Origin of the sequence: Jannaschia marina (assembly GCF_013404595.1) — a bacterium.
GTDB lineage: Bacteria > Pseudomonadota > Alphaproteobacteria > Rhodobacterales > Rhodobacteraceae > Jannaschia > Jannaschia marina.
Window position 1 is genome coordinate 33,440 of the sequence record NZ_JABVAX010000004.1, and the last position, 19,643, is coordinate 53,082.

16 protein-coding genes are annotated in these 19,643 nt (G+C 56.8%); 7 read left to right on the forward strand and 9 right to left on the reverse strand.

Features of this window, described 5'->3' with window-relative positions:
- Positions 1-179: 179 nt before the first annotated feature.
- Together HSX43_RS08865 and HSX43_RS08870 are read right to left on the reverse strand one after the other, a co-directional pair.
- Entirely contained in the window at positions 180-1,250 is a 1,071-nt protein-coding gene (locus HSX43_RS08865) for a helicase RepA family protein (protein WP_179379767.1), read from the reverse strand.
- Positions 1,247-2,047: a bifunctional DNA primase/polymerase gene (locus HSX43_RS08870; protein WP_179379768.1), complete on the reverse strand. Its 801-nt coding sequence runs from the start codon at positions 2,045-2,047 to the stop codon at positions 1,247-1,249. Before HSX43_RS08870 ends, HSX43_RS08865 begins: the two co-directional genes overlap by 4 nt.
- Before the next feature lie 377 nt (positions 2,048-2,424).
- Between HSX43_RS08870 and HSX43_RS08875 the strand changes: the two genes are divergently transcribed.
- A complete protein-coding gene (locus tag HSX43_RS08875) occupies positions 2,425-4,101 on the forward strand; it encodes a DUF6538 domain-containing protein (protein WP_179379769.1) in 1,677 nt (558 codons plus the stop codon).
- Positions 4,102-4,182: 81 nt separating this feature from the next.
- On the opposite strand, the gene HSX43_RS08880 is transcribed toward HSX43_RS08875, so the two are convergent.
- The 4 genes from HSX43_RS08880 to HSX43_RS08895 all read right to left on the reverse strand — a co-directional run bounded on the left by HSX43_RS08880 (position 4,183) and on the right by HSX43_RS08895 (position 10,958).
- Positions 4,183-7,179 carry a type I restriction endonuclease subunit R gene (locus tag HSX43_RS08880; protein ID WP_208454544.1) on the reverse strand — a complete coding sequence of 999 codons (2,997 nt, stop codon included), beginning with the start codon at positions 7,177-7,179 and terminating at the stop codon, positions 4,183-4,185.
- Positions 7,176-8,135, reverse strand: a complete 960-nt coding sequence (locus tag HSX43_RS08885; protein WP_179379770.1) for a restriction endonuclease subunit S — start codon at positions 8,133-8,135, stop codon at positions 7,176-7,178. The genes HSX43_RS08880 and HSX43_RS08885 overlap by 4 nt, the downstream gene beginning before the upstream one ends.
- Positions 8,136-8,461: 326 nt before the next feature.
- A complete protein-coding gene (locus HSX43_RS08890) occupies positions 8,462-10,480 on the reverse strand; it encodes a type I restriction-modification system subunit M (RefSeq protein ID WP_179379771.1) in 2,019 nt (672 codons plus the stop codon).
- Positions 10,481-10,538: 58 nt separating this feature from the next.
- A complete protein-coding gene (locus HSX43_RS08895) occupies positions 10,539-10,958 on the reverse strand; it encodes a helix-turn-helix domain-containing protein (RefSeq protein WP_179379772.1) in 420 nt (139 codons plus the stop codon).
- 115 nt (positions 10,959-11,073) lie between these two features.
- On the opposite strand from HSX43_RS08895, the gene HSX43_RS08900 reads away from it, so the two are divergent.
- From HSX43_RS08900 to HSX43_RS08910, 3 genes are all read left to right on the forward strand, one after another.
- The gene (locus HSX43_RS08900) at positions 11,074-11,313 is read left to right on the forward strand and encodes a hypothetical protein (protein ID WP_179379773.1); all 240 of its coding nucleotides are present in this window, start codon (positions 11,074-11,076) and stop codon (positions 11,311-11,313) included.
- Positions 11,310-11,630 carry a hypothetical protein gene (locus HSX43_RS08905; protein ID WP_179379774.1) on the forward strand — a complete coding sequence of 107 codons (321 nt, stop codon included), beginning with the start codon at positions 11,310-11,312 and terminating at the stop codon, positions 11,628-11,630. Before HSX43_RS08900 ends, HSX43_RS08905 begins: the two co-directional genes overlap by 4 nt.
- 630 nt (positions 11,631-12,260) lie before the next feature.
- Positions 12,261-12,632 (forward strand): hypothetical protein, encoded by a 372-nt coding sequence (locus tag HSX43_RS08910; RefSeq protein WP_179379775.1) that lies wholly within the window; start codon positions 12,261-12,263, stop codon positions 12,630-12,632.
- Positions 12,633-12,638: 6 nt separating this feature from the next.
- Here the strand turns inward: HSX43_RS08910 and HSX43_RS08915 are convergent, their stop codons facing one another.
- Complete coding sequence (locus tag HSX43_RS08915; protein WP_179379776.1) at positions 12,639-12,803, reverse strand: hypothetical protein; 165 nt, start codon at positions 12,801-12,803, stop codon at positions 12,639-12,641.
- A 273-nt stretch (positions 12,804-13,076) separates the two neighbouring features.
- Here HSX43_RS08915 and HSX43_RS20015 point away from each other — a divergent pair, with 273 nt between their 5' ends.
- A complete protein-coding gene (locus HSX43_RS20015; RefSeq protein WP_407929368.1) occupies positions 13,077-14,078 on the forward strand; it encodes a recombinase family protein in 1,002 nt (333 codons plus the stop codon).
- Between the two features lie 8 nt (positions 14,079-14,086).
- Here the strand turns inward: HSX43_RS20015 and HSX43_RS08925 are convergent, their stop codons facing one another.
- On the reverse strand, positions 14,087-14,647 hold the full coding sequence (locus HSX43_RS08925; protein WP_179379778.1) for a recombinase family protein: 561 nt from the start codon (positions 14,645-14,647) through the stop codon (positions 14,087-14,089).
- 161 nt (positions 14,648-14,808) lie between these two features.
- Positions 14,809-16,515, reverse strand: coding sequence for a retron Ec67 family RNA-directed DNA polymerase/endonuclease (locus tag HSX43_RS08930; protein WP_179379779.1), 1,707 nt, complete (start codon positions 16,513-16,515; stop codon positions 14,809-14,811).
- A gap of 660 nt (positions 16,516-17,175) precedes the next feature.
- Here HSX43_RS08930 and fabF point away from each other — a divergent pair.
- Entirely contained in the window at positions 17,176-18,432 is a 1,257-nt protein-coding gene (fabF, locus tag HSX43_RS08935; RefSeq protein WP_179380031.1) for a beta-ketoacyl-ACP synthase II, read from the forward strand.
- Positions 18,433-18,452: 20 nt separating this feature from the next.
- Positions 18,453-19,625, forward strand: a complete 1,173-nt coding sequence (gene mltG, locus HSX43_RS08940) for an endolytic transglycosylase MltG (RefSeq protein WP_179379780.1) — start codon at positions 18,453-18,455, stop codon at positions 19,623-19,625.
- Positions 19,626-19,643: the final 18 nt, after the last annotated feature.

A 19,643-nucleotide genomic window follows, 5' to 3' on the forward strand; every position in this document is an offset into this window, starting at 1 on the left:
GAAGACCCCGCCCCGCGACGCACCCCCCTCCCAGAAATAGGGGCATTGGGACCAGATCAGCGGCGACCCTCGCCAGCGGGACAACCGGGACACCTCCTAGAGGTGTGTCCCGTCCGTCCCGGCAATACTGGCCCGGACATGTCCCGGACTGTCCCCAGTTGTCACGTTTGTCCCGGTGCTCAGTCATCATCCTGCACCCTCCAAACGTGGTCGCCCCACTCACGCACCTCGTCCAATTCCATGAGCTTCTTCTTATTGCGAATGAACGCCTTGCGGGCCGCACTCTCACTGTCGCCCTTCGTCAGCCCGTGGACGCCACATGCCTCGCGCCAGTGATCCACATGGACCACCTTCCGATTGCTCGGGTATGTGTTGCCGATCTTCGCTTCGCCATGATCGCGCAGGGCATCATGAAGCGCCTGCATGGCGATCTCATTCGTGCCGGATAGCGGCTTGCGCTTTGCCTTGGGCGGCTCCGCCACCTCGACCACTGCGGATGTGACGGCCTCGCCATCCTCATCCATTCCAAGCATCACAGACCGCAGGCTGAAATGCAGCGTGTCAGCAATCGCCATGTCACGCTGTTTCTTGCAGATAATCTCCCCCTCAGAGGACACATGGATTTCGGTATCCACCGCCGCCCTGAGGGCTGAGGAACCCCGTGCGCCCCGGTCCTCATCCTTGCCAGTGTGGTGGACCACCAGCACATGCGCGCCCGTGGCCTCGCGGATCAGATCGCAATTCTTGACGAATGCAGCCGCATCCTTGGCCGTATTCTCATCCCCGCCGCCCATAGACCGGGCCAGCGTGTCCACCACCACCAGCGCCGGGTCAGCATCGGGCATGATCTCGCACACCGCCACCGCGTCCCCCTGGCCGTGCAGGTCCAGCCCCACGGGCAACAGGGTGAATGGCGCACCGGCCATATCGGGGCGCTCACGCTTGAAGGCGGCAAGGCGGTTTTTGACACCCGCCCCACCCTCAGCCGCGATGTAGAGGACCGGCCCGCCGTTGACCTTGCACCCGCGCCACGGCTTTCCCGCTGCGATGTGCATGGCGATGTCCAAGGCCACGAATGTCTTGCCCGCGTTGGACGGGCCGTAGAGCATGGACAGGCCGCGTTTCGTCAGCCAGCCCTTGACCATGTGATTGAGGCGCAGGACCGGCTGAATATCAGTCAGCCGGATCAAGCGGCCCTCGATTTCGTTTGTGCGCGACCGGCGGCGCTCATCCAGATTGATAATCGTCATGCCGCCCACCTCCGCGCGATGTCAGAGAGGTCAGCCCCGTTCTGGCGGGCCAGCGCCGGGATGGTCGCCCAGGATACGCCGCTGCGCTTGAAGCTGCGCCACTTGGCGGCAACCTCGCCCTGTTTGTAGGTCTTGCCCGCCGCGCTCCACCGATCCGCAAGCGCCAGCCCTTCCTCAGAGCCGCCGTAGCGGTCGTGCAGGGCCATCAGGACAGACACCCATTCCTGATAGGACAGGTCCGGCGAAATGTGCCCCAGCAGTTCCTCCACCTCGCCCGTGGGGGTCAGGCGGTCAAAGGTCCGCTGGGGCGAAGGCGGCGTGTGCAGCAGCATCGCCCGCAAGCCCATCGGGACAGAGGGCAAGACTTCGGGGACGCTGCCGACATAGAAGCCGCCCGCAACCTGAGAGCCGGGGGCGACCACGTAGCCGCCTTCCCCGCGCGTGTCGATCTTGGGGCCGATCTTGGACGTGCTGTTGCGCGCCCCGTCGAAGTGCTGGCAGTAGATGTGCCGCCCACCTGAGGGCGTGGCGACAAAGGCGTGGTCATACAGGTCCGCATAGCGCGGCATGGCCAGCACGCTATCGCGCCCGATCCGCTCGCCCGTGTCCTTGTCCACGTCCAGGTCGATCACGAACAGGCCGTTGCGCGCTCCGGTCGGGATGCCCCATGCCCGGACGCCTTGCGCCTGCCACTCTGAGATGGTCGCAGGATCACGGGTCGCGGCCTTCTGCCAGCCCTTGATGAGAGGGGCCTTGTCAGGCCCCACCGGGAAGATGTTGAAGGGGATGCAGATCATACCAGCGCCCCCCAGTGCCGTTGCAGAATTGGGTAGAGCGTGGTAACACTCGCAGAAGAATTGACGCCTTCCACAACGTCTTTTTCAGCGCCGCTTGGGATGCCAGTCCCGGCGGCGTTTTCGTTTACATCGGTCCCGTAAGTGTTTGATTGTTCGTCGTGAACAAACAGGGGGCGTTTACGATTTTCGCCCGTGGTTTCAGTGTGCTGCGAGGGATTGCAAATCCGTGTACACCGGTTCGATTCCGGTACTCGCCTCCAATCATTCTTCTTGACCAAAATCCGTCAATGTTTTCAATATAGCCCATGTTTTACAGGGGCTTGCGACCACCGTTGTGAGTCGCACTGTGCTACAAATTGTGAGTCAGAGTGTGAGTCATGACTGTCAAATACTTAGCTAAGCGCGGGAATACCTACCAATTCGCCAGACGTGTGCCTAACGACATTCGCGCAACCCTAAACATCAATCACTGGCGATGGTCGCTCAAGACGGACAGTAGAACCGAAGCTGAAATCGTTTGTCGAAGACACGCGGTGGAAACGGATCAGATCATTGATCAGGTCCGGAACGGAACCTATCGACAATTCACAGACGAGGAAATCGACAACCTTGCGGTGCAGTGGGGTCTGGAATTTCAGTTGGTCAATAGCGACAACATCGCGACAACTGTCTTCCCGAACGCTTTTCAGCCTTTAGAGCCCATGGGTGAAGAAGAAAAGAATCCGGTCTTCGCCTCACGCGATGCCTTGCAATCCGCAGTTGAGCGTTGGCTTCAAGAGCATAACAAAGCTCCCAACAAAGGAACTGCCGATTGGGATAAACTAATTGACGCATGCCTTGACGAATATCTTGTTGGCAACCCGGAAATTTCTGACGAGTGGTTAGCGATCCTAGCCGAACGCGGCCTCGACTTTTCCGGCAACTATCTTCCAGTAGTAGAGCGTCCAAGAAGGGTTGATCAGCGCAGCAAGCTCTCATCTGTTTTCGGTGACTTCAAAGCGGGGGACCACGACCTCGATACAGGAACGATCAGCGAGTATCAGTTGTCAGTGGATCGCTTCATCTCGGTTTTTGGTGATCTGGACATCAACGACATAACCAGAGAGAGAGTAAAGGAGTATCGAGATTTGCTACGAAACTTGCCCGCACGACCACCAAACGAGATTAGGCGTCTTCCAATCGAACAGCAGGTTCAATGGGCGGAGGGGAAGGAAACGAAACGCATTGGCCAGAACGCTATTAATAAGAATTTTCTCGGTGTTAAGGCTGCTCTTAACCACGCGGACAAAGAGACTAGCATTCTTTCTGATCCTCATTGGCGGAACCCATTTGATGGATTTTCGAAGAGACCAAAGAAGGCAGACAATCCAAGACGACGGTTCACCGATGATCAGATCAAAATTGTATTCTCAAGCGACATAAAGGCTCCAACGACAGTTGCTAAGTTCTGGATTCCGATTGTTCTTTTCTACACGGGTGCCCGCCTGACGGAGATAAGCCAACTGCACGTCTCCGACGTAATTCTTGACCCAATTCCCCATTTGCACCTAGAGAATCTCGATGATGAGGACCCTATCGCTGCAAAGAAGCTGAAAACGGAATCCTCTCACCGAACCGTTCCCCTGCATCAAGACCTCATAGAGGTTGGCTTCCTAGAATACGTCGCTTCGGTGCGTAAGTCGGGTCATAAACACCTGTTCCCTGAACTTCCCCACCACAAACGTGAAGGGGTTGGTGACCTCGTGTCGCGAGATTTTATCAATCGTTTTCGTGCTCTGGGACGGTCTCGTCCGGAAAGTGGATTAAACACGAAATCGTTAGTCACGCATAGCTTGAGGCATACGTTCCGGGTCGCGGCACTAAGTGCTGGAGATCAGAAGTTCGTAGAGATCATTATGGGACATTATGTGTCAGGAGTATCAATTCAGGTGTATGGCAGCGAAGCATACATCATGCCGGAGCTCCTTGCGGGCAAAGTATTACGTAAAATGGAGCTTCCGCCAGTCGATAAAGACTTTTTGCATAGCGAAGCTCGAAGGTGGATTGCGCTATAGTGCTGAGCGGAGCGTGATCAACCAAACCTCACCCTCTGGTCAGTCACTGTGTTTCTTTGTTCTAAAAGAACTGTATGGTTTTCAATGCCGTCGCTGTGCACTGTCATATACAGCTTTCAGCACCGCATCCCTTACCATTGACCAGGCTTCGGCGTTGCCGAGCAGTTTAGCCAAAACCTCAGGATTCCTTTCATTCCTGGCGAACGCTTTTTCCATGACCGCATCTGCATTTGCCATGGTGAAGTTTTCGTAGCTGTTGGTTCGTGCCTGAGCGACGACGGATGCATCAGCCATCATATCTGCGGCCCACTGATCAACGGCGAGTTTATCTGCGTCAGTGAAGTCGAAGTTGAAGCGTTCATTCACTTGACCCAGGATTTCTGACAAATGCGCGACATCTGGATCACCTGCGGCGCTGGTCCCGACACTTGTGGTCCCGGACAATGGCACCGCTTCACCCTGAGCAAGTGAAGCATCTCCCTCGCTGATTTTTTTTAGGCGATAGTATTCCAGTCCAACGTCACCATCGATGGCCAACGTGCCACCGCCTTCACGTTTCGGCAGACGAGCCCGTAGGAGACGACCGAATGTGTAGAGCTTCTCCAGGTCGATATCTTCGATCCGCACCATCTGTGTGATGGCCGCATAGAGCCTCAGGAACTGCGTCAGGGTCTTCCTGAAAGTCTCTTGCTCATCTTCATCGAGCTTGTCACTGAAACGCCCCACTGCGGGGTCTGTGGCCGCGTAGAGCTTGCCCTGGTCCTGTGGCTTACGTTTTGGATCATAGAAGGCAGCGGCGAACGTATCGACTTCCTGTGCCCAGAACACTTGGGTGGCAACCAGATCAGAATGCAGCCGATAGATCATGTTGGGATCGGTCGGTTCGTCGATCTCTGCTGTTTCGAAGTATGGCTTGAATGCCTCTTTGATCTCATCGGCCTCATTCACGAAGTCGAGGACGAAGGTATCATCCTTGCCGGATGTTGTGCGGTTAAGGCGTGACAGTGTTTGCACCGCCGCTAAATCCTGCAATCTCTTGTCCACATACATCGTATGCAACAGCGGCTGATCGAAGCCTGTCTGGTATTTCTCGGCTACGATTAGGAAGTGCTGATCGTCCTTACCGAACTTCTCTGGCAATTCAGTCTCCTTGAAGCCATTCATGCCAGGTTCAGTATATTCTTCGCCAGTAATTTCGGGATCAGGCACCGATCCTGAGAAGGCGACCAACACACCAAGGTCATACCCTTTGCCTTCGATGTATTTCTTGAACGCCTGATGGTAGCGAACGGCGTGAAGTCGGCTCGATGTCACGACCATCGCCTTGGCCTTGCCGCCCAGTCTATGCCGCACATGCGTGCGGTAGTGCTCAACCATGACCTCAGTCTTTTGTGCGAGGTTGTGCGGGTGCAGCGACATGAACCGTGCGATGGCCTTCTGGGCTTTCTTCTTCTCCAGTTCTGGGTCGTCTTCGATAGTCTTTTCAAGACGATAGAAAGCCTTGTAGGTCGTGTATCCCTTCAAGACATCATGAATGAAACCTTCTTCGATGGCCTGTCGCATCGAATAGATGTGGAACGGCGTGGGTTCGTTCGACCCAGCTAGGAAATGACCGAATGTCTCGACAGTCCGCTTTTTTGGTGTTGCCGTGAAGGCGAAGAAGCTCAGGTTCGGTTGCTTTCCTTTTTGGCGGATCGCGTTGACGATCAACGGGTCCACATCGCCATCCGCAACTTGCACGGCTTCCTTGCCTTCAGAACCCAGCACCTTGCGCACATCCTCGGCTGCGGTGCCGTGTTGGCTGCCATGGGCCTCGTCCACGATCACCGCAAAGCGTTTGCCGGACTGATCCAGAACATCATGGGCGTCACTGCCATACACGGCAGAAAAGCTCTGAAGGGTGCAAACGATGATTTGCTTACCTTCGTTGAGAGCTTTGGCAAGCTGCGGCGACTTGGAGCCCTTGGACGGATCAATCCGTTCCACCAGGCCCGACTTGTGGTCGATCCCGAAGACCGTCTCCTGCAACTGGGCGTCCAGCACACGGCGGTCGGTGATGACAATCACACTGTCGAACACCCGCTTGTCCTGATCGTCGTGCAGGCCCGCCAGGCGGTGCGACAGCCACGCGATGGAGTTCGACTTACCCGACCCTGCCGAATGCTGGATGAGGTAGTTCTGGCCCGCTCCCTGCGTCCGTGCGTCGGCAATCAGCGCCGTCACCGCATCAAGCTGGTGGTAACGGGGGAAGATCATCGTCTCTTTGATCTTCAACTTGCCCTTGGCGTCCTTCTCCTCCTTCCGGTCGAGGAACATAAACCGTTGGATGATGTCGAGCCACCGATCCTTGGTCCAGACATCCTCCCACAGATAGGCCGTGCGGTGACCGGAGGGGTGATCAAGGTTGCCTGCCCCACCATCGCGACCACGGTTGAAGGGCAGAAAGTAGGTGGCTTTTCCCGCCAGCTTGGTGGCCATGTAGACCTCGGACCCATCGACGGCGAAATGGACCAGGGCACCGGACTTGAAGGCCAGCACCGCATCTTTCGGGGATCGGTCGAACTTGTATTGCTTCACCGCGTTCTCAACGGTCTGCCCAGTGAAACTGTTCTTCAACTCTGCTGTGGCGACAGGGATACCGTTCAGCGACAGCACTACGTCGAGACGGTCGGCAGGTTTAGTCGTAGAGTGGTGCACCTCATCCGTCACTTCGAGGATGTTGGCAGCATAGCGGGCGGCTGTGTCGGGGTTCAGGCCCGTGTTGGGTCGGAAATAGGCCAGCTTCACTTGGCCCACGGTGATATCGCGGAAACCCTGGCGGAGCAGGTGCAGCGTCCCGTCCTTGGCCTTCGTCTCCATGATCCGTTCAAGGACACGGGCCTCGACCTTGGGGCCATAGGCACGTTGCAAGGCGTCCCAGGTATCAGGCTGGGTGGTCTGGATGAACCGGAAGATCGACGGCGGGAAGAGACCGCGCTCGGCGTCGAAGGTGGTGCGGTCGCCTTCGCTGTAGCCACCCCGAGCGCAGAGGTTGGCCTTGATGATGTCCTGGAAGGTGCGTTCGGTGTGGATGTTCATGCCGCGTCCTCCGGCTGTGTGTCGGGTGTCATCTCGGCGATGGAGATTTGGCCTGTGACGGCGGCGGAGATCAGGGCGGAGCGGCGTTCTTTGAGTTGTGCAACCAATGCTCGACTATTTTGAACAAGCCCGTCGATCTTGCCCAATTCTTTATCCAGATACCTTGCGATCTTGGCCTGATGCGACGGTGTAGGTTTGGGGAGTCGGATGGTCCTTACATGACCAAAGTTGAAGTCTTGTCCGTCTCTCAGGAAGTTGACCGATGATCTCAATGCTTGAATGAACTGGTCCGATTTCAGCAGATAGCCGAAGTATTCAACGTCAGCATCTGATGCCCGTTTCAGAACTGTGTATGAAGACCGAACACTGCCGTTGGATCGAGCCCGTTCCAGGCCACCATCCGCGCTTCTCATACTGATAACAAAATCGTCAATCTCAACGTGCTTTCTCTTCTCTAGATGTGAGAACGCCTTGGTGACACTTCGGCCTTCAAGTTCTTCGAACTGGTCTAGCGGGATCACGCCATACTTCTGCGTGGCTGACAGCATCACGTCCCCAGGTAGGGCACGTTGTTTGCTTTCAGTGAACATCCATGTGAATGGAACTACCTGCCAGTCCGCAGGAACCTCGCCGAGCCAATCGATGCCGCTGTCTTTCATCGGGGCGTCTGGGTTGAGGCCCTTGGTGACGGCGTGGGAGATGACGGCCTGACGCTTCTCGGTCAAAAGCGCGATGAGCCGCACCAGCCGCTCCACCAAAGCATCAATCCGACCCGTCTCCTGGTCCAGATAGGCCGCGATGATCTGCTGATCGTGCAACGGCACCATCGGGAAAGGGGTTTCTTGGAACTTCTCCCACGTAAAGTGCGCCAACGTAGATTTTGAACATACCAACTCAAAGTAACCGCTGCTTTTCAGATGCTCCAACCACCAACGGGCAAACAGAATGGTGCCCATGTTTGTTGACCGGACTCGGTGAAGCGAGTTCTGAAACCCCACGTCAGTGCTCGTAGGGAGGTTTGGGACGAACCCGCATCTCCCTACGTCGCCGCCTTCAAGGACGAGAAGGTCGTTTGGTGCCAGAAGGAACTTTGCTCTTTCCGTCGGCGAGAACCACATCTCGTTAACGTCCTCTAGGGAGACCCCTGACTTAGTTACGTTAGCTGCACGGAGATAGGAGAGTTTGACGTCTTGGTCGGACCTCATCTCAGGTTGCAGCATCTTGCCAAGCACGATGTCGAGGTGACGCTTGCACTTCGACGAAGGATACGACCCTGTTAGGTTCACGATAGCACCTCGCCCAGAAGCGCCTGAATCTCCCGACCCAGCACCTGCAAATCTGCGTCGATCTTTTCCAGAGGTCGAGGCGGTTCATACCGATAGAAGTGGCGGTTGAACGGGATTTCGTAGCCGACCTTGGTCTTTGAGTGATCGATCCAGGCGTCCGGCACGTGGGGCAGCACTTCACGTTCGAAGTAGTCCGAGATGTTCTCCTTCAACGGCACGTTCTCGTTGTCCCGCAGATCGGCATCTGGCTCTGCGTTGCCCTTCCGGTCGCGGCAGATGTCGGCTTCTGGGTCCCGCTCACTCAGGCCCATTAGAACAGCCTTGAACGTGGCGGCGGGCAGACTGACCCCTGTGGCCTTGAAGGCGGCCTTCAGGTGGGCTGAGAACGCCTCTCTGTTGGTCCAGACCGCATCACCCTCCATCCCCCGCAAGGTGGACAGGATATCAGCCTGGAGGCGCTCTCCGTCCGCGATCTCCTGCTCCTTCGCTGCGCCCTTTTTCTTGGACGTGGCGAGGTTCTGGAATGGCTTGGTAGCTTCGACCTGAGCGATACGATCAGGGGAAACAGCGAAGTTGAGCCGCAGGGGGCGCTCTACGGTGATCCGGTGGTAGCCGAAGTCTGTGTTGTCAAAGGTCTTCGAGATATCGTCATCGCTGTAGCCATCCATCTGGAACTCGCCGAACAGGCGGGCAATGCGGTGGATGTCCGCCTCGGCGATCTCTTTGCGCTTCTCCCCGAGGGACCGACGCATCTTGGTCCACATCGCCGAACCGTCAATCAGTTGAACCTTGCCCTTGCGGCGGGCGGGTTTCCGGTTGGTGACGATCCAGACATAGGTCGAGATACCTGTGTTGTAGAACAGGTTGTCCGGCATCGCGACGATGGCTTCCAACCAGTCCTGCTCGATCACCCACCGCCGGATTTCAGACTCGCCAGACCCTGCACCCCCTGTGAACAGCGGAGACCCATTGAGCACAATGGCCAGCTTCGATGGCGCATCATCGTGGAACTTGTCGATCATGTGCTGGAGGAACAGAAGCGACCCGTCGCTGACCCTGGGCAGCCCTGCCCCGAAGCGACCAGAGAAGCCGCGATCTGCTTCTTCACGAATGGACTTCTCAACCTTCTTCCACTCTACACCGAATGGCGGATTGGACAGCATGTAGTCGAAGGTGCGACCTGCATGTGCATCCGTGGTGAAGGTGTTGCCCTGCGCGATGTTCTCAGCCCGCTGCCCTTTAATCAGCATGTCGGATTTGCACGTCGCGTAGGACTCACCGTTGAGTTCCTGACCAAAGACGATGAGTTTCGCGTCTGGGGCCATGTCGCGCAGATAGTCCTCGGCGACCGACAGCATACCTCCGGTGCCGCAGGCCGGATCGTATAGTGTCTTGATGACCCCAGGTTGGGTCAGGGCATCCCCATCTTCGGTGAACAGCAGGTCCACCATCAGGCGAATGACCTCGCGGGGTGTGAAGTGTTCACCTGCCGTCTCGTTCGACTGTTCAGAGAACCGCCGGATCAGTTCCTCGAACACGTAGCCCATCTGCATGTTGCTGACGCGATCAGGCGATAGATCGATGTTGGCGAACCGTTCCACAACGCGGAACAAAAGGTCAGCATCTTCCAGGCGTTGCACCTGGTCGAAGAATTTGAAGTGGACACCGACTGTTTCACGAATGTCGGATGAGAATGCGTTCACGTATGCCTTTAGGTTGTCCGCGAGGTCATCTGCGTCCTGGAGGAGCTTTGGGAAGTCAAAAGGGGATGTGTTGTAGAACCCATGACCAGAGGCAGATTTGAGAGCCTGTTCGCGCATCTCTGGGTCAGCCGTCTCAGGCAGCCCTTTCGCCCGTGCCAGCACTTGGTCTTTCGTAGTCGATTGGATGCAGTCGAGACGGCGGAGAACGGTGAAAGGTAGGACCACACGGCCATACTCAGACTGCTTGTAGTCGCCCCTTAGTAAGTCTGCGATTGACCAAATGAACGCTGTTTTTTCCTGATGATTTACCATGAACGATGATCTTCCCTTCCGTCCGTTTTACCGAACGTGTCTTTCGTGATGTTTGTATTCATTTGCTGAACATCGCCTCAATGATGCCGATATGACGGTTCGGATCGAACTCGGCCTTCGGATCGCTGACGATGTGATCGATTTCCAGTCGGTATAATTCCGAGACCGCCATCGCCATCTTCTCTGGCGACGGCTTGACCCGTTTGCGGTTAATGACGCTCTGCACGACCTGCACGACCGCTTTCAACCGTTCGAGGTCCACGGTGGACGGTCGCATCACAATGCTCCCTTCCATGAGTGCAGAAGCCGAAACGCCATACAACTGAGCAAGCATTTCCAGCCGTTCCGTAGTGACCTTAGACTGTCCGGTCTCCATCCGGCTGAATGACGCGCCAGAGATGCCGATACGGTCGGCGGCTTGTTCAAGCGTGAGCCCAGCTTGTTCGCGAGATTGCCGAAGGATGATGTGGATCGCCAACGAACCAGTCCCATGTGCTTTATGCCTTTCAGTTTACATTAATCGTAACGATCAGATTCTCCCACCCGCTAATCTACGGTGGCGAATCACTTGCGTTTATCGTAAATCGAAAGACATGACGCTCAATGACTTCCTCTCCTCACGTGGCATTTCGATGGCTGTGTTCGCCAAGTCGGTCAACACGACGACTGCTACTGTAAGCCGCATCGCCGATGGGATTGTCACCCCACGCAAGGGCTTGATGAAACGCATCTATGACGCGACAGACGGGGCGGTCACGCCGAATGACCTTGTTGGTCTTCACTGCGTTCAACCTTGCCCAAAATCTGGAAGGCTGGAGGGTCAAGCCGAATGATCGAAGTCTTACTGACCTCCTTCACAGGGTTGCAGATCATCATCCTCGTAATGATCACTGTGATCGGCGGGTTCCTGGCTGGGGCTTTGGCGTTCTTCCTGTCAGAGATCATCATCTGCTGCGGCGTTATTCTGTTCATTCAGTTTATGCTGTTCTGGACTTCCGCCCACCTGGACATGGTGCTCTACGGGTTTGAGTCCGGCATTCTTCGCTTCTCTCCTGGCGGATACATCGCTCTCCACCATAGCGTTCAAATCGCTTTCCTGTGGGCCAGTTTTGCAGCCGGACGGGCTGTGGTCTTGGCTGACAACAAGTGACGATTGCGTCCGATGAAGCCCCACTCTCAATACCAACATGAATCGAAGGAACCTTGCACATGTTCAGAACTGTATCAGTTGGCGCGACTGCCATGATCGTCACCGTTTCTGCCTGCACCGAGACACAACCCGTTGATCCCATCACTCAGGCCGTTTCAGGTCGCACTCTGGTGGCAGGCGACACTCGGCTGACTGCGGGTGCAAACGGGGCTTTGGTCGGCACCCTAGCAGGTGGTGACACACTGTCGGGCACTTGGCGTATCTCGAACGGCAAATGGTGCCGAACACTGACACAACCCGCACGGTTCGCAGGGCCAGAAGTGTGCCAGGATGCCGCCCTGACGGACGGTCAGTTGGTAATTATTGGATCGAATGGCAATCCAACGACCTACACAATCGAATGACCATCAGGCACCCACAGTCGCGTCAGGCCATTCTTGAGCGGCTGTGGGAGCGCAATGCGATAAGGGAGCAGCTTGGGCTGCCGCCCCTATGCATACCCAAGCTCTATCATCGGAAGGTGAGGGCAATGGCCATTGGCCAGTTAAGACCTGGTTCCAGTTCTGATCCGGCAACGACGCAACTCCGATAAATATGGGAGTGGATGCAATAGCAGGGAAGGAAGAGCCGATGGCAGCTACTGAGGACATGGAGCTGGCAACCGACACAGTGACGGACGTAATCTCTTTCTTCGATCAGTTGGCGGACGAAGACCTGCTGCGGTTCCTTCGCAGTCTGCCTGTAATCGGTGCCAACGATGATGAATTTTTTTCCATTGAGGATTTGACATACGAGGCATTGCTACAGCCCTACGTCCTTCATGCTTGGAAATCGATCAAGGGTAACCCAGGCATTAGCGGGCGTATTCAACAGCTATCGAAGGTGTATAAGGCCGCAGAGGCCGCCCTGGAGCGCGAAACAGGTCGTAAACGCCGAGTGCCACGGGTGATCAACCTACCTGCCTTCATAGACGCCTACACGACTCGTGGATTGCCACTGTAGGCTTGGCTACGCGGCTTCTAGCAGGTCGTCAGCATCTTCGAACAATTCGTGCCAGTAGGCGTGGATACAGTCTTCCAGGATCGCCCCCAGTTCACGGCGCTCTTCAGCCTTGATGTCAGACAACATATCGATGGCTGCCTCATCCAGATTACGAACAGAAAATCGTTTCATCATTGGGTCTCCTCCTACCTTTATTTAGGAAGAGCGACCAGGATCACGCTCAAGTCGGACATGCTTGAAATTCACTCGGGCGGAAAGGTCTCAGGTCCGACTATTGTCAGACTAAATACTGCCGTAGGGAACCCAGTTTGGCTGCGTCACCGTTCCTGGGCTTGAAATGAACGTGTCATCAACCGAATTTCAAATTGCTAGGCGACCACTGGAGCGCATCCTTAGTCTTAAGCGTGGGGGTCTTCTAGACAAGGTTTTACATATTTTAGGTCCATGGTGTCATCGTTCATTTCAAGCAAGATTTCTGCTAACCAAGTCATTGCCTACAGGCGTGTTAGCAGCAAGTCACAAGAAGCGAGTGGCTATCAATCTCAACTGAGAAGCATCAAACACAAGTATCCTAACTTCAGCCTTGCACGGTCTACTATTGGTGACATCAAGGAGGTCATATCAGGTCGAGTTGATCCAGAGGTCAGATTTTGCCGTGGGCTTGGCAAGGCATTGAAACTGCTGATCAGACATCCTCATGCAATCATTCTCGTATCCAATCTGGATCGTATCGGCAGATGCACTGAGGTCTTCGAATTGATCCAAGCTCAGGGTGTGGGTCACCGGATTCTGGATGCCGAGACGGGGAAGAGTCTGGACGACCTCATGGCAGCGAAGCAGCACATCGAGGTCGCCAAAAGGACTAAAGATCAGCAGCGGGCACGAAGGGATGGACTGGAACGATACCGAGCCTCTGGTGGTGTGCATGGGTCGACAAGGATCAAGCAGCATTCTCATCAAGGCGCGAAGAAGAAGAAAGCACTGGCAAAAGAGCGGCTAGATGCAGTTCTAGAGGTCATCACTGTCATGGTGCGTCGCAGCCGTGGCCGACGACCAAAGCTGGCAGAAGTTGCTGACGAGTTGGATCGACACGACATCCGAACTGGTCAAGGAAGGCTGTTCGATGCTGAGAGGCTCAGCCAGCTGCGTAAGTCGCACCCTGGTGCATTCAAAAAGGCGTTCAACAGATACAAGGCGGATCGTCAGCGCATTCGGGCTCACGTGAGGACCACAAGCCTTGTGAATGTCAAACGACGCCAGAGCCATTGTCTTATCCGGATGCTGGCACCTAGGCCCAGACCATGGACCTTCAGGACAACAGTTGGGCACTGTGCGATCTACGGTGACCCAGGAACAGCCTTAGTAAGGAAAAGAAGGTTTGATCGATGTCGAAGTCCGCCGCCCTCTCCTGCGCGGGTCGGAGACGCGGCCACGTGCCATTGGTAGACGGACGTTCATCGCTGCCTTCCAGGAAGCCATCGATACAGAGTCGGGACCGAGACACCCACGGCAGCAGCTGCGTCCTTGACGGGCGTCCCATTGGCCAACAGTTCACGGACGGCAGCCATCTTGTCTTCGGTCATCTTTTTGGGCCTTCCACCTACGCGGCCTTTCTCTCTAGCAGCTTTCAAGCCCGCCTGGGTCCGTTCAATGATCAAGTCACGTTCAAAGGCGGATATTGCGCCCATCACATGGAACAGCAGCCTGCCCCCTGGGGTCTTGGTGTCGATGGCCTCAGACAGGCTCTGGAACTCGATACCGTGCTTGTTCAGGTGGTCCATGATTTCGATGAGATGCGGTAGGCTACGGGCCACCCGATCCAGCTTGTAGACCACGAGCTTGTCATTACCATTGGGCCGCAGATAGTCCAACACCTCGGCCAGGACGGGTCTGTCCTTCTTTGCGCCGGACGCGACCTCGGTGAATATCTTCTCGCACCCTGCTGCCTTCAACGCTGCTAACTGGGCGTCCATGATTTGGGTGTCAGTGCTGATCCGTGCGTATCCTATGTTCATGCGTTCTCCTTCTCGAAACTCATCAACATCATAGCGAAGCAGGCAGCTTATTTCGATATGGGTTTATGAGAATAATCCGAAGTGCGTTTCGCAAGGAACACCCAGCTGGCGTCAAGCAGGTATCGAGAACCTTGGAAACGACCGTTTATGAGACAGGAAGCTTAAGCCTTAAATGCGCTCTTGTCGAAATGATCAAGTGCCTTCGATACACGCATCAATAGGGGAAGGAATGCGTCGAAGTTAATCTTGTCCTGCTGACGCTTCACGATGGTTTCCGCCAGTGGCACCTTGCCATAGTTCTTCTTTGGATCAAACTTGCTTTCATCCAATTCCAAGGTCTTGCCACCCAGCGTTTGGCCTTTAACGGCGGCTGGCAGGAAGTCTTCGATCATGGTGTCGCCACCTGTGGCGGACTTAGGTGTGTGAACGAGGTAAAGGTTTTGGCCGACATGGTAGAAGTCACTTGAACCATCGATGGCGACAGCCGATTTGGTTTTTGATTTAACCAAAGAGTTCAATCCACCTTTCTTCACACCGGAGTCATTGTCCACTACCAAAACAACCGGAGATATAAATTTCGTGGCTGAAAGCACTCTCATGCGTTCTGCATACCATTCGATGAAATTCTTGATGTCTCCGGTCCCACCATTCAGTCTTTGGACCCATGAGGTAGTTCTGGTGAACTGGAACAACCGAACGGCAAGTCCGGTAGGATTGGCTTTGTCGGTCAAGTTCGCAGGGGCTCCGGCTATTCGATTTATCGAGCACCTAAAATAAGTGTTGTCAGTCTTGCCTTCGCAGATGATCACAGGTTGTGGGCTTGCGACAAAGGTCTGATGGTCAAGAAACTTTCGATACGTCTGCACGTAAGCTGGTTCCCGCTTCCAGTGCCCATCTGACCTAGAGTGATCAACATACCTGCCTTTCACCCATGCTATGTGGGCTAAGTGACCCTGTAGGCTCACCGAGCCAACGGGTTGCATTGGGTTCCCTCTAGCGTGGCAAACCCCATTGCGCACCAGATTATCGACCTGTGCGCGAGTATTCTTCAATCGCTCCCTCTTGATGCCAACTTCGGTATTCACAGTGAGCCCCGTTACCTCTTGACGGGACCGTCTAAATTGCATTCGTGTCTTCTTGGAGTTGATTGCATAACCTGATTGCTTGATGCGCTTATGTAGACGGTTTCCTAATGTCCACACGCCATCCTGATCGATCTTTGCAAGACTCTGAGGGAAATCACGAGTGTTCGTGGAAAAGGTAATGTCGTCTGCATAACGTGTGTAGGAACATCGGTTTTGCGTCGCCATTTTATTGAGGCGTATGTCTAGCAATCCCGCGATGAGATTGGACACAACAGGTGAGGTTGGTGCGCCCTGTGGAAGCTGGTTGTCGTGGCAGATGATCTGAGCCAGCACTGTTGCAGCGTCAGGTTGCAGACAGAAGTGTTTGTTCTTGATGAAAAACCCTCGAACCCGACCAAAGTTGATACTTGGAAAGAAGTCTTTCAAGTCGAGGTTCAGGACCCATCGACGACCGACGTGGATACTGGCGTTCGTTACAATGGATAGGTCTCGCTTAAAGCCATGGGCAAGAATGCAATCTGATTTGACAGTCAGTTGAGCTTCGATGTCATGCAAACAATTCTGGAGATGTTCACACAGCCTCCTTTGTGCCAACTTCAACTGAGGAACTGGTGCGAGAATATCCCGCGTTCCACCACTGGACTTAGGAATCGAAAACTGCGCATAGCGCGAAGCTGGGGGCAAAACATAAAGCACGTAGGCAAGAGATTTGGGTTTGAACCCAATGATATGGGCGATGTCGCTCAGTCCCGCTGCCGCCTTGAGTTGTTCTATCGATTTCATATGCCGCCCACCTTGAAGTGAGCCTGCGGGCACTCCTATGCAAACGTAAGTGTCTCATAAGATATGCAAAGATGACGGAAGGAGCATATCCACCCGACGATGGTTTCATCCACTGCGAAACACAGCGGTAAAATCTGCCCGCAGGCTCATAGCCAAGGCTATTGTGGCGGGATCGATAATACAACTGACAAGCAGATGGTTGGATCAAATAGACCTGATGGACAGCGTAGCACCCCAATGATGCGCAGTTGTGAGTCATTGCGTGTTACCAACGGCAACAAGAATGACACTAAGCTATTGAAATAAAACATTATTTGGTATGCTGAACTTCTTCCGGTACTCGCCTCCATTTAATTTCGAACATTTCTGTACGTGCCTTGCTACCGTGACGGGTTTTGGCGACGCGATATTGCTTTTCGCGCCACCGGATCGCGACGACTCCGTCTTTCCTTTCTGACGCCAGGGCGAAGTTGGTGACGATCGGTGTGGTCGCGCGAGGCGATCTTTCGTGGGTTGTGCGACTTGGGTAGTCTCGCAGACCCTGTCGCGGAGTCGAGGGGGCGAACGCTCTGGCGGACGTGCGGACCCCGGTCGCGCTTGAGGGCGCGGGGGCGCGCGTGTATCAGGCCGGAAACGAGGCTGGAGATTGGGCAGATGCAGATGCGCCGTGTCGTGGTGACAGGACTGGGAATGGTGACGCCGCTGGCCTGCGGCGTCGAGGAGACCTGGAAACGGCTTCTGGCCGGGCAATCGGGTGCGGGGACGATCACGCGGTTCGACGCGGGCCATTTGGCCACGACCTACGCCTGCGAGATCCCGCGCGGCGACGGCAGCGACGGCACGTTCAACCCCGACGACTGGATGGACCCGAAGGCGCGGCGCAAGGTCGACGACTTCATCCTCTACGGTATGGCGGCGGCCGTGCAGGCGGTCGAGGATGCCGGCTGGACGCCCGAGGACGACGAGGGGCAGCATCGCACCGGCGTTATGATCGGATCCGGTATCGGAGGCCTGAGCACCATCGCCGAGACAGCCGTCCTCCTGAAGGAGCGGGGGCCGCGGCGGGTGTCGCCGTTCTTCATTCCCTCGGCGCTCATCAACCTCGTCTCCGGGCAGGTCTCGATCCGCTACGGCTTCAAGGGGCCGAACCATGCCGTCGTGACGGCCTGTTCGACCGGGGCCCACGCCATAGGCGACGCGAGCCGGCTGATCGCGCTCGGCGATGCGGACGTGATGGTCGCGGGCGGGGCGGAGAGCCCGATCTCGGAGATCGGGATCGCGGGGTTCAATGCGTGCAAGGCGCTCTCGACCAAGTGGGGCGACGACCCGACCAAGGCGTCGCGGCCCTATTCGGAGGACCGTGACGGCTTCGTCATGGGCGAGGGCGCGGGCGTCGTCGTGCTGGAGGAATACGAGCATGCGAAGGCGCGGGGGGCCAAGATCTATGCCGAGGTGACGGGTTACGGCCTCTCGGGCGACGCCTATCACATCACGGCACCGTCGGAGGACGGCGACGGGGCGGAGCGGTCGATGCGCGCGGCGCTGCGCTCTGCGGGCCTGACGCCGGCGGATGTGGACTACATCAACGCCCATGGCACCTCGACCATGGCCGATACGATCGAGCTCGGTGCGGTTGAGCGGATGATGGGCGATGCCGCGTCGGGGGCGACGATGTCGTCGACGAAATCGGCCATCGGGCATCTTCTGGGGGCCGCGGGCGCGGTGGAGGCGATCTTCTGCATCCTCGCGCTGCGCGACCAGATCGCGCCGCCGACGCTTAATCTCGAGACGCCGGCGGTGGAGACGAAGCTGTCGCTTGCGCCGAAAGTAGCCGAGAAGCGAGAGATCGACACCGTGCTGTCGAATTCCTTCGGCTTCGGTGGCACAAACGCATCGCTCGTCATGAGCAAGGTTTAACGTCGGGGTGCAACCATCTGATGTGGAAGCATATTGCAGCCAATGCACTGACGCTGGGCGTGGTGCTGATCGCGTGCCTTGCCGGCATCATCCAGATCGGCAAGTCGAAGTGGGATGAGCCCGGTCCGCTGGCGGAGGCGGTATTCTTCGAGGTGCCGCGCGGGGCGTCGATGCGGCAGGTCTCGGACCGGCTGGCCGAGGAAGGGATCGTGTCGTCGGGGAGCATCTTCCGGATCGGGACGAATTATGCCGAACGCGGCAGCGACCTGAAGTTCGGCACCTACGAGATCCCCGCCGGTGCGTCGATGCCGGAGGTGCTCGACATCGTGACGGCGGGCGGCCAGTCGGTCTTCCCCTATACGGTGACCTACCTGATCCGGCAGCGTGGCCCCGAGGTCCGGGTGCGCGAGCGCGTGCCCGGGCAGGAGGAGGTGGTGGAGATCGCCACCTATCAGCCCGGTGTCGACGAGGTGCCGGCGGAATACACCGAGCTCCTCGACCGCGGCGTGCCGATCACCTGGCGCGTGTCGGTCGCGCCCGGCGTGACGTCTTGGGACGTGGTCAATGCATTGAAATCGGTGGACTTCCTGGAGGGTGCGGAGGAGATCGCCCTGCCGCCGGAAGGCTCGCTCGCGCCGGACACCTACGATGTGGCGCGCGGCTCGGCGGCGGAGGATCTGGTGAACCGGATGCGGCTCTCGCAGGAGCGGATCCTGGCGGAGGCCTGGGCGGCCCGCGCGCCGGACCTGCCGATCGAGACGCCGGAGGAGGCGTTGATCCTCGCGTCCATCGTGGAGAAGGAAACCGGGGTGCCCGAGGAGCGGCGCACCGTCTCTGCGGTCTTCGTCAACCGGTTGAACCAGGGAATGCGTCTGCAGACGGACCCAACCGTCATCTATGGCATCACGAACGGGCAGGGCGGGCCGCTGGGCCGGGGCATCCGGGCCTCGGAGCTGCGGGCGGAGACACCCTACAACACCTATGTCATCGACGGTCTGCCGCCGACGCCCATCGCCAATCCGGGCGCCGCGTCGATCCGGGCGGCGCTCGACCCCGAGGAGACCGAGTTCCTGTTCTTCGTGGCCGACGGCACCGGGGGGCACGCCTTCGCCGAAACGCTCGCGGAGCACAACGAGAACGTGGCCGCCTGGCGCGCGATCGAGGCGGCGCGGGGGGCGACCGAAGGGAACTGACGTCCGTCTTGTCCGTAA